Raw genomic sequence first — 14,999 nt, 5'->3', positions numbered from 1 at the left:
CCTACCCTTTTTTCTTCGCGGCCGGTTTTTTGGCCGCCGTTTTCTTGGCCGCGGGTGCCTTGGCCGCCGCTGCCTTGCGGAACGGCTTCTTGCCGCCACCGCCCTTGGCTTCCTTCTCGGCAATCAGCGCCAACGCATCCTCGATCGTCACCGATTGCGGATCCTTGCCCTTGGGCAGCGTGGCGTTGACCTTGCCGTAGTTCACGTAAGGGCCGTATTTGCCGTCGCGCACGACGATCTTGCCGCCGCCATCTGGATGGTCGCCAAGCTCCTTCAGGGCAGCCGGCGTGCCGCCATTGCGGCCACCCTTGCCCTTCGATTGCTTCTCGGCAATCACCGTGACGGCACGGTTGAGACCGATCGAGAACACGTCCTCGATGCTGTCGACATTGGCGTAGGTGCCATCATGCAGCACGAACGGGCCGTAGCGGCCGAGACCCGCCGAGATCATCTTGCCGCTTTCGGGGTGTTTTCCGACGTCGCGCGGCAGCGACAACAATGCCAGCGCCTTCTCATGGTCGATCGACTCAGGCGTCCAGCCTTTCGGCAGGCTGGAGCGCTTGGCTTCCTTGCCGTCGCCGCGCTGGATGTAGGGACCGAAGCGGCCCGAGCGCAGCGTGATTTCCTCGGCAGTGTAAGGATCCTTGCCCAGCAGCCTGGTGCCTTCCTCGCCGCCGCCATTCTCGCCATTGGGGTTGGCGGCGTCGCCGAGCTGGCGGGTGAAGGAGCATTCGGGATAGTTGGAGCAGCCGACGAAGGCGCCGAACTTGCCGAGCTTGAGCGACAGATTGCCGGTGCCGCATTTCGGGCAGATGCGCGGATTGGAGCCGTCCTCGCGGGCGGGGAAAACCAACGGCGCCAGCTCCTCGTTCAGCGCATCGAGCACGTCGGTGACGCGCAATTCCTTGATGTCCGCGACGGCGCCGGAGAAATCCTTCCAGAAGTCGCGCAGCACGTCTTTCCAGGCGAGCTTGCCGTCGGAAATCTCGTCGAGCTTTTCCTCCAGCGATGCGGTGAAATCATATTCCACATAGCGCTCGAAGAAGCTTTCCAGGAAGGCCGACAGCAGGCGGCCCTTGGCTTGCGGCACCAGCCGGCGCTTGTCGATCGTGACGTAGTCGCGGTCTTCGAGCGTCTTCAGGATCGCGGTGTAGGTCGAGGGACGGCCGATGCCGAGCTCTTCCAGCTTCTTGATCAGCGACGCCTCGGAGTAGCGCGGCGGCGGCTCGGTGGTGTGCTGGGTGGCGTTGATCGCCCGGCGGGCGAGCTGCTCGCCGGCGCGGATTTCCGGCAGGCGGCGATTCTCCTCGTCTTCGGCGTCGTCGTCCTTCTGGTCGGTGTAGGCGGCGATGAAGCCGTCGAAGCGAACGACCGAACCGACGGCACGCAATTCGGCGGTACGGGCGCCATTCACCGCCTCGATCTCGACAGTCGTGCGCTCGATTTCGGCCGACTGCATCTGGCTGGCGATGGCGCGCTTCCAGACCAGTTCATAGAGCCGCATCTGGTCGGCATCGAGATATTGCCGGACCGACGCCGGGGTGCGCATGAAATCCGTCGGCCGGATCGCCTCGTGCGCCTCCTGGGCGTTCTTGGCCTTGGTGGTGTATTGGCGGGGCTGATCCGGCAGATATTTCGGGCCGAATTCCTTGGCGATGGCATCGCGTGCGGCCGAGATCGCCTCAGGCGCCATCTGCACGCCGTCGGTTCGCATATAGGTGATGAGGCCGGTGGTCTCGCCGCCGATCTCCATGCCTTCATAGAGCCGCTGCGCGACCTGCATGGTGCGAGTGGCCGAGAAGCCGAGGCCCGACGAAGCGGCCTGCTGCAGCGTCGAGGTGGTGAACGGCGGCCCGGGATTGCGCCTGGTCGGCTTGGCTTCCACCGACAGCGCCTTGAAGGCAGCACCCTCGAGCATCGCCTTGATGTCGTCGGCCTGTTCCTTGTTGGCAATGTCGAGTTTTTGCAGCTTCTTGCGCTCGAACGCGGTCAGCCGCGCCTCGAAAGTCTCGTTGCGCGGCGTGCCGAGGATTGCCGCGATATTCCAGTATTCCTCGCGGATGAAGCGCTCGATCTCGGATTCGCGGTCGCAGACCAGGCGCAGCGCCACCGACTGGACGCGGCCAGCCGAGCGGGCGCCCGGCAATTTGCGCCACAGCACCGGCGACAGGGTGAAGCCGACGAGATAGTCCAGCGCCCGGCGGGCGAGATAGGCATCGACGAGAGGCGCGTCGATCTGGCGCGGATTGGCCATCGCTTCGAGCACCGACGACTTGGTGATGGCGTTGAAGACGACGCGGCTGACCGGCTTGTCCTTCAGCGCGCGCTTCTGCTTCAGCACCTCCAGCACATGCCAGGAGATAGCCTCGCCTTCGCGATCCGGGTCGGTGGCGAGGATCAGGCCGTCGGCATCCTTGACCGCGTTGGCAATGTCGGTAAGGCGCTTGCCCGAAGCGGTGTCGACCGCCCAGGACATGGCGAAATCCTCATCCGGGCGCACCGAGCCGTCCTTGGCCGGCAAATCGCGGACGTGACCGAACGAGGCCAGAACCTTGTAGTTCCTGCCCAGGTATTTGTTGATTGTCTTCGCCTTGGCCGGCGATTCGACGACGACGACGTCCATGAGGTCTCATATCAGCTGTGATGCGGCAGAAGAATTCCGCTGCGCGCGACGAAATCTCGGTTCTGTTCGTCGCTCACATGGCCGCGCTTTTGCATCCGGTCAAGGGCAAGCGGCCAAAATGCGGGGATGCCGGCAGCAATACACTCTTAGAGTGTATGGAGAAGACCACATATTTTCGGATGGGCAGGCGCCGGCCTCGGAAGATCGGGAGAGGCTCAATTTGTTGCCAGTCCAGTCGGCATGAATGTGCCAGGTCGAGTCCGCTACGACCAGGCCGCCGGACTTGGAGGGATGCCCGGCGGCCAATGGGAAGTTCCGTTTGGCGGACCTCCCGATGGGAAAATCAGTCAGCCTTGACGATATGCCAGACCTCGCCGACGCCATCGCCGTTCACATCGCCGGCCTTCTTGTCCTTGATGAAGGTATAGACGGGCTTGCCGTCATAGGCCCACATCTTGGTGCCGTCGGTACGGTCGACAACGCTCCATTCGTCATCCGCCTTGGCGCCGGCCTCGGCCTTCAGCGGCGGCCAGTTGGCGGCGCATTTGTCGTAGCAATTGGTCTTGCCCTTCTCGTCCTTGTCATAGGTGTAGAGCGTCATGCCCATGGCATCGGTGTAGATCTTGGTGCCGTTGACCTCGGCTTCCTGCCAGGCTTCGGCGGCGAAGGACGCGGCGGTGCTGAGCAGCAGTGCGGCCAGCCCTGTGGCTATCGTTTTCATGGAAATCTCCTTGATGTCTGAAGACGCGCGGAAAATCGCGGCCTCCTTGTGTCAACGCCCCGCGCGCGTGCTTTCTTCCCCGAGCCGCGACGACTTGGCCGCGATGACATGGCCCCGAGGACTTGGCTGCGATGATATGGCCGCGATGACTTGCCACATGATGGTGATTGGCGGACAAACCCGCGTGCCGCTATATCGTCGCCAGAACAGTCGGAGCTTTGGAATGGCATTGGACATCGGCTACGTCAGCGCGGTCGGGGCGGGGGCCATCTCGTTCCTGTCGCCATGCGTGCTGCCGCTGGTGCCGCCCTATCTCTGTTACATGGCCGGCGTGTCGGTCGACGATTTTCGTGGCAATGCGGGCACAACCGCCAGGGAGGGCGCGCGCGGCGCGCTGCTCTACTCCTCGATCGCCTTCGTGCTCGGTTTTTCCACGGTGTTCGTGGCACTTGGCGCCGGCGCCTCGACCATAGGCCGGCTGCTGCGGGTCTGGCAGGAGCCGCTGGCGATGGGCGCCGGCGTGCTGATCATCCTGATGGGCCTGAATTTCCTCGGCATCCTGCGTATCCCGCTTCTGTCGCGGGAGGCGCGCTTCCAGTCGCAGGGAAAGCCCGCAAGCGCGGTCGCCGCCTATGTCATGGGACTGGCCTTCGCCTTCGGCTGGACGCCCTGCATCGGCCCGGTGCTCGGCCCGATCCTGACGCTGGCCGGTGGCCGCGAGACGGTGGGCGAGGGCGCGCTGTTGCTCGCCGCCTATTCGCTTGGCCTTGGCATTCCGTTCCTGATCGCGGCGCTGTTCTCCGGCGCCTTCATGCGCTTCCTCGGCAGATTTCGTGTCCATCTCGGCCGCGTCGAGAAGGCGATCGGCGCCCTGCTGGTAGTTGCTGGGGTATTTTTCCTGACCGGTGGTGTGCAGACCGTGTCTTACTGGCTGCTGGAGAATTTTCCGGTGTTGGGACGACTGGGATAGCTTGATTCTGGTCTTACCAGTGATAGTCGCGATATTACTCCCGCTGTCCCATAGGACCGAATACGAACAGGGATCCTAGTCCGCCGATCAAGGCACATGTGGGGATAACAGTAAAAGACTTTTCTAGAAACCCTGAAACGTCTGATTCTACTGTTAAAATACTGATCAGAATAATACCTGCTACACCGCCAATGATTGCCCCTATGAAGAAGACAATCAAGGCGTTGAAAATTTGGTACAAGGTTCTCATTCGCTATTTTTTGCAAAACTGAGATTTTCAACAGCAATACCGACAGAGTATTTATTTTGAATGAAGTGATATGCGACCGTCGCACTTCGCTCCAACCGGGACCGCGGCCTCACCGGAATTTAACCGCATTGGTGCAGCATGCCGCCGCTGCTATCGTGTCTTGATTCCCAACCCTTTGATATGGTTGTCCTTCCATGAGCCAGAGATCCTGCCTGTCCGTCATCCTCGCCGCCGGCGAAGGCACGCGCATGAAGAGCGCGCTGCCGAAGGTGCTGCATCAGATCGCCGGTCTGCCGATGGTTGCCCATGTGGTGAAGGCGGCCGAAGCCGCCGGTGCCAGCGGGCAGGCGCTGGTGATCGGGCATGGCGCCGATGAGATGCGCAAGGCGGCGGCGAAGTTCGCGCCGAAGGCCGAGACCTTCGTGCAGGAGAAGCGCTTGGGCACCGCGCATGCCGTTCTCGCTGCTCGCGGAGCGATATCAAACGGTTACGACGATGTGCTTGTGATGTTCGGCGATACGCCGCTGATCGATGTGGACGCGCTGACCGTGGCGCGGCTGAAATTGGCCGAAGGTGCCGCTATCGTGGTCATCGGCTTCCGTCCGCCCAGCCCCGTTGGTTATGGCCGGTTGATCGAAAAGGGCGGCAAGCTGATTGCCATCCGCGAAGAGAAGGATTGTTCCGAGGCGGAGAAAAAGATCAGCTTCTGCAATGCGGGTATGATGGCGGTGGCGGGCGTGCACGCGCTGAAGCTGCTCGACGCGGTCGGAAACAAGAATGCCAAGGGCGAGTATTATCTGACCGACATCGTCGAGATCGCCAGCGCGCAGGGCCTCGATGTCGTTGCCACCGAAGCCAGCTTCGAAAGCGCGCTCGGCATCAACAACCGGGCCGAATTGGCGCAAGCCGAGGGCATCTGGCAGGCACGTCGCCGGCAAGAGGCAATGCTGTCGGGCGTGACCCTGATTGCTCCGGACACGGTCTATTTCTCGCACGATACCGAGATCGGCGCGGATACGGTCGTCGAACCCAATGTCTGGTTCGGGCCTGGCGTCAAGATTGCGTCGGGCGCCAAAATCCACGCCTTCAGCCACATCGAGGGCGCCACCGTCGCCTCCAATTGCGATGTCGGTCCCTTTGCGCGGCTGCGGCCGGGTGCCGATCTCAGGACCAAGGCCAAGGTCGGCAATTTCTGCGAGGTCAAGCAGGCCGTCATCGAGGAGGGCGCCAAGGTCAATCATCTGACCTATATCGGCGACGCGCGTGTCGGGGCGGGTGCCAACATCGGCGCTGGCACCATCACCTGCAATTATGACGGCTATTCGAAATTCTTCACCGACATCGGCGAGGGCGCCTTCGTCGGCTCGAACTCATCGCTGGTGGCCCCGGTCACCATCGGCAAGGGCGGCTATATCGCCTCGGGAAGCGTGATCACCGAAAGCGTGCCCGACGACGCGCTGGCCTTCGGCCGAGCCCGCCAGAAGACGATCCCCGGCAAGGCCAAGGAATTGCGCGAGCGCTTTGCCTCGGTGGCAGCGGCGAAGAAAAGCAAAACCTAGCCTCGAAAAACCGAACGACCGCGGTAACCGGATTGCAAGAGCGGCCTGTCATGGTGCATGCGTGCGCAAGCGTCCGTTACAGCGGGCGAAATGCAATGTGACTTTCGCGGCGGGCCGGCCATCCCTAAATAGCGCTGGTTTTCCATGGGGAATCGGGGGCTGTCCGGATGTGCGGTATCGTTGGAATCGTCGGCCACTCGCAGGTTGCGCCGCTCATCGTCGATGCGCTGAAGCGGTTGGAATATCGCGGTTATGACTCGGCCGGCGTTGCCACCATCGAAAAGGGTGAGCTTGGCCGCCGCCGTGCCGAAGGCAAGCTGGTCAACCTCGAACGCCGGCTCAAGGATGAGCCGCTCGACGGCACGATCGGCATCGGCCATACGCGCTGGGCGACCCATGGCGTTCCCAACGAGACCAATGCGCACCCGCATTTTTCCGACGGCGTCGCCATCGTCCACAACGGCATCATCGAGAACTTCGCCGAACTGCGCGATGAGCTGATCCGCGACGGCTATTTATTCTCCTCGCAGACCGACACCGAGGTCGTGGCGCATCTGGTGGCGCGGGAGCTCGCCAGGGGGCTGAAGCCGGTCGAAGCCGCGCACAAGGCGCTTAAGCGGCTGGAAGGCGCCTTCGCGCTGGCCATCATGTTCAAGGGCGACGAGGACCTGATCGTCGGCGCGCGCAACGGCCCGCCGCTGGCCGTCGGCCATGGCGACGGCGAGATGTTCTTGGGCTCGGACGCCATCGCGCTCGCCCCGTTCACCAATTCGATCACCTATCTCGAGGACGGCGACTGGGCGGTGGTGCGCCGCGACAGCGTCGCCATCTTCGACATCGACGGCAAGAAGGTCGATCGCAAGCGCCAGCAATCGCTGTCGACCAGCTTCATGGTCGACAAGGGCAACCGCCGCCATTTCATGGAGAAGGAAATCCATGAGCAGCCCGAGGTGATCTCGCACACGCTGGCGCATTACGTCGATTTCGTCTCCGGTGTCTCCAAGCCGCTCGACCTGCCATTCGATTTCGCCAAAATCGGCCGGTTGGCGATTTCCGCCTGCGGCACCGCCTATCTCGCCGGCCTGATCGGCAAATACTGGTTCGAGCGCTATGCGCGGCTGCCGGTCGATATCGATGTCGCCTCGGAATTCCGCTACCGCGAGATGCCGCTGTCGGCCAATGATGCCGCCTTCTTCATCTCGCAGTCGGGTGAGACAGCCGACACGCTGGCCTCCCTGCGCTATTGCCGCAAGGCGGGCATGAAGATTGGCGCCGTCGTCAACGTTCGGGAATCGACCATGGCGCGCGAATCCGACGTCGTGCTGCCGACGCTCGCCGGCCCGGAAATCGGCGTCGCCTCGACCAAGGCTTTCACTTGCCAGCTTTCGGTGCTGGCATCGCTTGCCGTGCGTGCCGGCGTGGCACGCGGCACGATTTCGCCTGAGGAAGAGAGGGCGCTGGTGCGCGCCTTGTCGGAAGCACCGCGCTACGCCAACCAGGTGCTCAAGCTCGAAGAGCAGATCGAACGGATCGCGCGCGAAATCTCGCGCTACAAGGATGTGCTCTATCTCGGCCGCGACACCAACTTCCCGCTGGCCATGGAAGGGGCGCTGAAACTCAAGGAAATCTCCTACATCCACGCCGAAGGCTATGCGGCGGGCGAATTGAAGCACGGTCCGATCGCGCTGATCGACGAGAACATGCCGGTCATCGTGATTGCGCCGCATGACCGCATCTTCGAAAAGACCGTGTCCAACATGCAGGAAGTGGCGGCGCGGGGCGGCAAGATCATCCTGATTACCGACGCCAAGGGCGCGGCACAGGTGAGCGTAAAGACGATGGAGACGATCATCCTGCCCGACGTGCCGGAAATCATCTCGCCGATTATCTACGCCCTGCCGATCCAGATGCTGGCCTACTTCGCCGCCGTGTTCATGGGCACCGATGTCGACCAGCCGCGCAATCTGGCGAAATCAGTGACGGTGGAATAGCGCCCCTTTAAACGACCACCTTTAAAAACTTCGCAGTTCCAAAGCGCCTTGCGGTTCACTAATGTTGCGGCGCAACCCGCGCCCCGGTGAACCATGTCAGACGCTCCCAAGACCTCCGGCATGACCCGGCTGAGGAACTATTTCCTCACGGGCTTCATCGTCTGTGCGCCGCTGGCGATCACCGCCTATATCGCCTGGTCGTTCATCGGCTGGGTCGATTCCTGGGTCAAACCCTATATTCCGGCACGCTACAACCCCGACACCTATTTGCCGTTCCCGGTTCCCGGTTTCGGGCTGATCGTCGCGCTTATTCTGATTACCTTGATCGGTTTTCTCACCGCCAACATTGTCGGCCGCGCCATCGTCGGCTTTGGCGAGCGTCTGCTTGGCCGCATGCCGCTGGTGCGCGGCATCTATGGCTCGCTGAAGCAGATTTTCGAGACCGTGCTGTCGAACAAGGGTGACATGTTCCGCCAGGTCGGGCTGGTCGAATATCCACGCAAGGGTGTGTGGTCGCTGGTGTTTGTCGCCAGCGAAAAGGAAACCGAGATCAATCAGAAGCTCGACCAGGAAGGCGATCCGCTGATCGCGGTGTTCATGCCGTGCACACCCAACCCGACGACCGGTTTCCTGATGTATGTTCTGAAGTCGGATATCGTGCCGCTCGACATGACGATCGAGGACGGCGCCAAGCTGATCGTGTCGGCCGGGTTGGTGGCCCCCGAGGTGAAGACGAAATTGGTCACGCTGAACGGCGAGCCGATCAACGGAACCCTGGCCAATCCGCCGCTAGGGTCTCATCCGGCACGCAAGAGCCGCACGGCCTCGTCGCGGCCGAACAAGTAGAGCAGGAGGCGTAGCGCCTCGCCGCGATCCGACTGCAGTTCCGGGTCGCGCGACAGGATCAGCCTGGCGTCGTCTCGGGCAGCCTCGAGCAGATCGGCATGCGCCTCGATGCGCGCCACCTGGAAGCCCGGCGTGCCGGACTGGCGCGTACCCAGCAATTCGCCTTCGCCGCGCAGCTTCAGATCTTCCTCGGCGATCAGGAAGCCGTCTTCGGTCTCGCGCATCACCGATAGCCGGCGCTTTGCCGTTTCGCCAAGCGGGTCCTTGTAGAGCAGCACGCAGGACGAGGGTTTGTCGCCGCGCCCGACCCGGCCGCGCAACTGGTGCAATTGCGCAAGCCCAAATCGCTCGGCATGCTCGATGACCATGATCGTGGCGTCGGGCACGTCGACGCCGACCTCGATGACGGTGGTGGCGATCAGGATGCGGGTCTCGCCAGCCTTGAAGGCGCGCATCGCTTCGTCCTTCTCGGCGCCTTTCATGCGGCCGTGGACGAGACCGATACGCTCGCCGAACAACGGCTTCAGCGAGGCGAAGCGATCCTCGGCCGACATCAGTTTTATCTCTTCGGATTCCTCGACCAGCGGGCAAATCCAGTAGATTTTTTGGCCATCGGCGACGGCATCGAGCATGCGGCCGACCAGTTCGTCGAGCCGTTCCAGCGGCAGGGTGACGGTGCGGATCGGCTGGCGGCCGGCTGGTTTTTCCGTCAGCTTCGAGACGTCCATGTCGCCGAAGGCGGTCAGCACCAGCGTGCGCGGGATGGGGGTAGCGGTCATCACCAGCATGTCGGGCGCATCGCCCTTGGCGGTGATGGCAAGCCGCTGATGGACGCCGAAGCGATGCTGCTCGTCGATGACGGCCAGGACCAGATCGTGGAAGCTGACCGTGTCCTGAAACAGCGCATGGGTGCCGACGACGATGTCGATCTCGCCGCCGGCCAGGCCCGCCAGCGTCTCGGCTCGCTCGCGACCTTTTTCGCGGCCGGTCAGGATGGCGATGCGCAAGCCGACCTTGGCGGCAAGCGGGGTGATCGTCGCCAGATGCTGGCGCGCCAGGATTTCGGTCGGCGCCATCAGCGCCGCCTGGCCGCCGGCCTCCACCGCGCGTGCCATGGCCAGCAAGGCCACGACCGTCTTGCCGGAGCCGACATCGCCTTGCAGCAGCCGCAGCATGCGTTCTGGATCGGCAAGATCGGCGTTGATTTCGGCCAGCGCGAATTCCTGGGAGGGGGTAAGCGAATAGGGAAGGGCAGAACGCAGTTTCTCGACGATGCGGCCGTCACCGACGAGCGGTCGGCCCGACAGCCGTCGCACCTTTGCCCGCACCAGGGCCAGCGAAACCTGGCCGGCGAGCAATTCATCATAGGCAAGGCGGCGCCATGCAGCCCCTTCGACCGCGACATCGATCGGGTCGGCGGGATAATGGATGCGGGTCAGCGCATCGCCGAAGGACGCAAAGCTCTGGCGGCGCATGAAGGCACCGTCCTGCCATTCGGGCAATTCCGGCAAGCGGCCGAGCGCCTGGCCGATCGCTCGGCGCAAAACCTTGGCCGAAAGCCCCGCGGTCAGAGGATAGACCGGCTCGACCAGCGGCAGGCTCTCGGCTTCACCAGCCAGTGCGATATGATCGGGGTGGACCATGGTCGGGCGGCCGTTGAACCATTCCATGCGGCCGGACACCACGACATGCTCGCCCACCGGCATCGCCTTTTCGAGATAGGCGGCGTGGGCATGGAAGAAGGTCAGGCCGATTTCGCCGGTATCGTCATGGGCGTAGACCCGGTAGGGCACCGATTTGTTGCCGCGCGGCGGCGGCTGGTGGCGGTCTATGCGCAGCTCGAGCGTGACGATGGCGCCTTCGGCGGAACCCGCGATGCCGGGCCGGTTGCGGCGATCGATGACGGTGTGCGGCAGCACGAACAGGAGGTCGCCCGCGCGCGCGGCACGGTCGCCGAGGTCGGCCGCCACGACCTTCTCGATCAGCGCGCCGACCTTCGGCCCGACGCCGGCAAGCGAGGTGATCGGGACGAACAGGGGGTCGAGGATGGAAGGACGCATGATGTCAGCTTATGTCGCGACGGCGGCAGCGCAAGGCTGACACCGCCCACTATCCACGCTATATGCGCCGCTTGAAGCGAGGATGCGGCACAATGACCGGAACGAAACGATCAAGCGAGGGGCTGGACGCACACCGCCGCAAGCTGTTGTTCCGCTCCTGGCATCGCGGCATGCGCGAGATGGACTTGATCCTCGGCACGTTCGCGGACGCCGAGATCGGCACCTTGACCGCCGAGGAAATCGACCAATATGAGAAGCTTCTCGATATTAACGATACGGAATTCCTGCCGCTGATCACGGGCGAGCGCCCGGTGCCGGCAGAAATCGACTGTGCCGTCCTGCAAAAAATCCTGGCGTCCCGCCGGACCATGACTTTCTGAACACATGACTTTCTGAACACAGGCAATCCAGGAAAAGTGCGAAGCGGTTTTCCCACCGGAATTGCGACAACCAAGACCGTGATTTGATGGCTCTCATCCCCACCATTGGCTTGCCGAAGGGCCGTCCCGCCCAGTTCATCGTCGACGGCGTCGCCGACGGCTACGAAGCTTTCGCGCTGGTACAGACCGCGCTCGAGATCGCACCCGACAAGCCGGTGCTGTTCGTGGCCCGCGACGGCCAGCGCCTGCCTGCCATCATCGAGGCGCTGTCCTTCGTGGCGCCGGGCCTGCCCGTGCTGGAACTGCCGGCCTGGGACTGCCTGCCATACGACCGTGTTTCGCCCGGTTCCGATGCCGCCGCCAAGCGCCTCGATGCGCTGACCGCCATGATCGCGCTGGCGAAGAAACCTCATCGTGCCGTCATTCTCACAACCGCCAATGCGCTGCTGCAGCGTATTCCGCCGGCGGAGCTGGTCGAGGCACAGACCTTCCACGCCAGGCCCGGCAACCAGATCGACATGAATGCGCTGATCGCGCGGCTGGAGACGTCGGGGTTCGAGCGCGTGCCGACCGTGCGCGGCATCGGCGAATTCGCGGTGCGCGGCGGCATTCTCGATCTGTTCGCTCCGGGCTGGACGGAAGCGCTGCGGCTTGATTTCTTCGGCGACACGCTGGAATCGATCCGCGTCTTCGATGCCGCCACGCAACGCACCACCGGCCAGCGCAAGTCGATGGCGCTGCAGGCGATGAGCGAGGTGGCGCTGACGCCCGAAACCATCAGCCGCTTCCGCCGCGCCTATATCGAGGCCTTTGGCGCACCATCGCGTGACGACGGACTTTATGCGGCAGTCAGTGAAGGCCGGCGCTTCGCCGGCATGGAGCATTGGCTGCCGTTGTTCTACGAGCGGCTGGAAACCGTGTTCGATTACCTGCCGGACGCACCCGTGGTTTTCGACCACCTGGCGCATGAGGCGCTGGCCGAACGCCATACGCTGATCCTCGACCATTACGAGGCACGCAAGAAGCAGGCTGACGGGGCGCTCAAGGATGCGGTGCCCTACAAGCCGGTTGCGCCGGACCTGCTCTATCTCTCGCCGGACAATCTCAAGGCTTCGCTTGGCGAGCGCGAGGACATCGACTTCACCGTGTTCGATGCGCCCGACGTAGGGGGCAAGAAAGTCTTCCACGCCGGCTCGCGCCATGGTCGCAGCTTCGTCGAGGAGCGCGCCGACCCGAACGTCAACGTCTTCGATGTCGTCGTCCGGCACATAGCCGACGAGCGCGCGGCGCGCCGCCGCGTCGTCATCGCCGGCTGGACCGAAGGCTCACTCGACCGGCTTGGCCAGATCCTGGCGGAGCATCATCTCGGCAATCTCAAGCAGGTCGAGACGCTTGCCGAGGCCGAACAGCTCGAGCCGGGACAGGCTGCGTTGGCCGTGTTGCCGCTCGAATCCGGCTTCGAGACTGAAAAGCTGGTCGTTGTCGCCGAACAGGACATTCTGGGCGACCGGCTGATCCGGCGCTCGAAGCGCAAGAAGCGCGCATCCGATTTCATCGCCGAGGCCTCGGCTCTGTCGGCCGGCGATATCGTGGTCCATGCCGACCACGGCATTGGCCGCTTCATCGGCCTGCGCACCATCGAAGCGGTCGGCGCGCCGCATGACTGCCTGGAAATCCACTATGCCGGCGACGACCGGCTGTTCCTGCCGGTGGAAAACATCGAGCTTTTGTCGCGCTACGGCTCCGATACGGCCGAGGCGACGCTGGACAAGCTCGGCGGCGGCGCCTGGCAGTCGCGCAAGGCCAAGCTGAAGCGGCGCCTGCTCGACATGGCCGGACAGCTGATCCGCATCGCCGCCGAGCGGCAGATGCGCGCCGCCCCGGCGCTGGTGCCGGCCGAAGGCCTCTATGACGAGTTTGCCGCCCGTTTCCCCTACGAGGAAACCGACGACCAGCAGACGGCCATCGATTCGGTGCGCGACGACCTCGGCGCCGGCAAGCCGATGGACCGGCTGATCTGCGGCGACGTCGGCTTCGGCAAGACCGAAGTGGCGCTGCGCGCCGCCTTCATCGCGGCGATGGAAGGGTTTCAGGTCGCAGTGGTGGTGCCCACGACGCTGTTGTCGCGCCAGCACTTCAAGACGTTCTCGCAGCGTTTCTCAGGGCTTCCCATCCGTGTCGCCCAGGCCTCGCGGCTGGTCGGCGCCAAGGATCTGGCGGAGACCAAGAAGGGCATTGCCGAAGGACAGGTCGATATCGTCATCGGTACCCATGCGCTGCTGGGCTCCGCGATCTCGTTCAAGAATCTCGGCCTGCTGATCATCGACGAGGAGCAGCATTTCGGCGTCAAGCACAAGGAACGGCTGAAGGACCTGAAGACCGACGTCCACGTGCTGACGCTGTCGGCGACGCCGATCCCGCGCACGCTGCAACTGGCGCTGACCGGGGTGCGCGAACTGTCGCTGATCGCCACGCCGCCGGTCGACCGCATGGCGGTGCGCACCTTCATCTCGCCCTTCGACCCGCTGGTCATCCGCGAGACGCTGCTGCGCGAGCGCTATCGCGGCGGCCATTCCTTCTATGTGGTTCCGCGCATCAGCGATCTCGCCGAAATCCATGATTTCCTGAAGGAATCCGTTCCGGAACTGAAGGTCGCCGTGGCCCATGGCCAGATGCCGCCGGGCGAACTCGACGACATTATGAACGCCTTCTATGACGGTCAGTACGATGTGCTTTTGTCGACCACCATCGTCGAATCCGGTCTCGACATCCCGACCGCCAACACGTTGATCATCCACCGCGCCGACATGTTCGGCCTGTCGCAGCTCTATCAGCTGCGCGGCCGCGTCGGCCGCTCCAAGGTGCGCGCCTATGCGCTGTTCACGCTGCCAGCCAACCGCAAGCTGACCGATACCGCCGAACGCCGGCTCAAGGTGCTGCAATCGCTCGACACGCTGGGCGCCGGCTTCCAGCTCGCCAGCCATGACCTCGATATCAGGGGCGCCGGCAATCTGCTCGGCGAAGAACAGTCCGGCCACATCAAGGAGGTCGGCTTCGAGCTCTACCAGCAGATGCTGGAGGAGGCCGTGGCCGAGGTGAAGGATTCCGGCGAGGTTCAGGATGGCGGCTGGTCGCCGCAGATCGCTGTCGGCACGGCGGTGATGATCCCTGAAGGCTACGTGCCGGACCTGCAGCTCAGGCTGGCGCTCTACCGCCGTCTCGGCGATCTCGAAAACACCGAGGAGATCGACGCTTTCGGCGCCGAGCTGATCGACCGCTTCGGTCCGCTGCCGGAGGAGGTGAAGCATCTCCTGAAGATCGTCTTCATCAAGGCGCTCTGCCGCAAGGCCAATGTCGAAAAGCTCGATGCCGGGCCGAAGGGTATCGTCATCCACTTCCGCAGGCGCGAATTTCCCAACCCGGTCGGGCTGGTCAAGTACATCGGCGAACAGGGCTCGCTGGCCAAGATCCGGCCGGACCATAGCGTGGTCTTCATCCGCGACTGGCCCACGGCCGAGAAGCGGCTGGCGGGTTCGGCGGTGGTGATGACGCAATTGGCTCGGCTGGTCGCCTAGTCGCCGGGAGCATTCGCCAGGGCT

Annotated in this window: 9 protein-coding genes; 6 read left to right on the top strand and 3 right to left on the bottom strand. The window is 63.5% G+C overall.

What is annotated here, in order from left to right:
* Position 1: 1 nt before the first annotated feature.
* Positions 2-2,623 (bottom strand): type I DNA topoisomerase, encoded by a 2,622-nt coding sequence (gene topA, locus LB569_RS08645; protein ID WP_224691827.1) that lies wholly within the window; start codon positions 2,621-2,623, stop codon positions 2-4.
* 343 nt (positions 2,624-2,966) lie between these two features.
* Positions 2,967-3,344, bottom strand: a complete 378-nt coding sequence (locus LB569_RS08640; RefSeq protein ID WP_224691826.1) for a hypothetical protein — start codon at positions 3,342-3,344, stop codon at positions 2,967-2,969.
* A 223-nt stretch (positions 3,345-3,567) separates the two neighbouring features.
* Between LB569_RS08640 and LB569_RS08635 the strand changes: the two genes are divergently transcribed.
* The 4 genes from LB569_RS08635 (at position 3,568) to LB569_RS08620 (ending at position 8,960) form a co-directional block, all read left to right on the top strand.
* Positions 3,568-4,314: a cytochrome c biogenesis CcdA family protein gene (locus tag LB569_RS08635; protein ID WP_224691824.1), complete on the top strand. Its 747-nt coding sequence runs from the start codon at positions 3,568-3,570 to the stop codon at positions 4,312-4,314.
* A 444-nt stretch (positions 4,315-4,758) separates the two neighbouring features.
* Positions 4,759-6,123, top strand: coding sequence for a bifunctional UDP-N-acetylglucosamine diphosphorylase/glucosamine-1-phosphate N-acetyltransferase GlmU (gene glmU / locus LB569_RS08630; protein WP_224691823.1), 1,365 nt, complete (start codon positions 4,759-4,761; stop codon positions 6,121-6,123).
* A gap of 167 nt (positions 6,124-6,290) precedes the next feature.
* Positions 6,291-8,114, top strand: a complete 1,824-nt coding sequence (gene glmS, locus LB569_RS08625; RefSeq protein WP_224691822.1) for a glutamine--fructose-6-phosphate transaminase (isomerizing) — start codon at positions 6,291-6,293, stop codon at positions 8,112-8,114.
* 93 nt (positions 8,115-8,207) lie between these two features.
* Entirely contained in the window at positions 8,208-8,960 is a 753-nt protein-coding gene (locus tag LB569_RS08620) for a DUF502 domain-containing protein (protein ID WP_140701505.1), read from the top strand.
* Here the strand turns inward: LB569_RS08620 and recG are convergent.
* Positions 8,912-11,020, bottom strand: coding sequence for an ATP-dependent DNA helicase RecG (recG, locus tag LB569_RS08615; RefSeq protein ID WP_140701504.1), 2,109 nt, complete (start codon positions 11,018-11,020; stop codon positions 8,912-8,914). The two genes, LB569_RS08620 and recG, sit on opposite strands and share 49 nt — an antisense overlap.
* A gap of 92 nt (positions 11,021-11,112) precedes the next feature.
* On the opposite strand from recG, the gene LB569_RS08610 reads away from it, so the two are divergent.
* Positions 11,113-11,400: a succinate dehydrogenase assembly factor 2 gene (locus LB569_RS08610; RefSeq protein ID WP_224534954.1), complete on the top strand. Its 288-nt coding sequence runs from the start codon at positions 11,113-11,115 to the stop codon at positions 11,398-11,400.
* 86 nt (positions 11,401-11,486) lie between these two features.
* Positions 11,487-14,975 (top strand): transcription-repair coupling factor, encoded by a 3,489-nt coding sequence (mfd, locus tag LB569_RS08605; RefSeq protein WP_224691821.1) that lies wholly within the window; start codon positions 11,487-11,489, stop codon positions 14,973-14,975.
* Positions 14,976-14,999: the final 24 nt, after the last annotated feature.

The sequence above is a fragment of the Mesorhizobium sp. BH1-1-4 genome, from assembly GCF_020165665.1.
Lineage (GTDB): Bacteria > Pseudomonadota > Alphaproteobacteria > Rhizobiales > Rhizobiaceae > Mesorhizobium.
This window is presented reverse-complemented; position numbering and strand designations above follow the sequence as displayed.

Bases quoted from the DNA above. Each gene is read 5' to 3' on its own strand.
- LB569_RS08640 (WP_224691826.1), bottom strand. From the start codon at position 3,344: ATGAAAACGATAGCCACAGGGCTGGCCGCACTGCTGCTCAGCACCGCC.
- LB569_RS08620 (WP_140701505.1), top strand. From the start codon at position 8,208: ATGTCAGACGCTCCCAAGACCTCCGGCATGACCCGGCTGAGGAACTAT.
- mfd (WP_224691821.1), top strand. From the start codon at position 11,487: ATGGCTCTCATCCCCACCATTGGCTTGCCGAAGGGCCGTCCCGCCCAG.
- glmS (WP_224691822.1), top strand. From the start codon at position 6,291: ATGTGCGGTATCGTTGGAATCGTCGGCCACTCGCAGGTTGCGCCGCTC.
- LB569_RS08635 (WP_224691824.1), top strand. From the start codon at position 3,568: ATGGCATTGGACATCGGCTACGTCAGCGCGGTCGGGGCGGGGGCCATC.
- glmU (WP_224691823.1), top strand. From the start codon at position 4,759: ATGAGCCAGAGATCCTGCCTGTCCGTCATCCTCGCCGCCGGCGAAGGC.
- LB569_RS08610 (WP_224534954.1), top strand. From the start codon at position 11,113: ATGACCGGAACGAAACGATCAAGCGAGGGGCTGGACGCACACCGCCGC.
- recG (WP_140701504.1), bottom strand. From the start codon at position 11,020: ATGCGTCCTTCCATCCTCGACCCCCTGTTCGTCCCGATCACCTCGCTT.
- topA (WP_224691827.1), bottom strand. From the start codon at position 2,623: ATGGACGTCGTCGTCGTCGAATCGCCGGCCAAGGCGAAGACAATCAAC.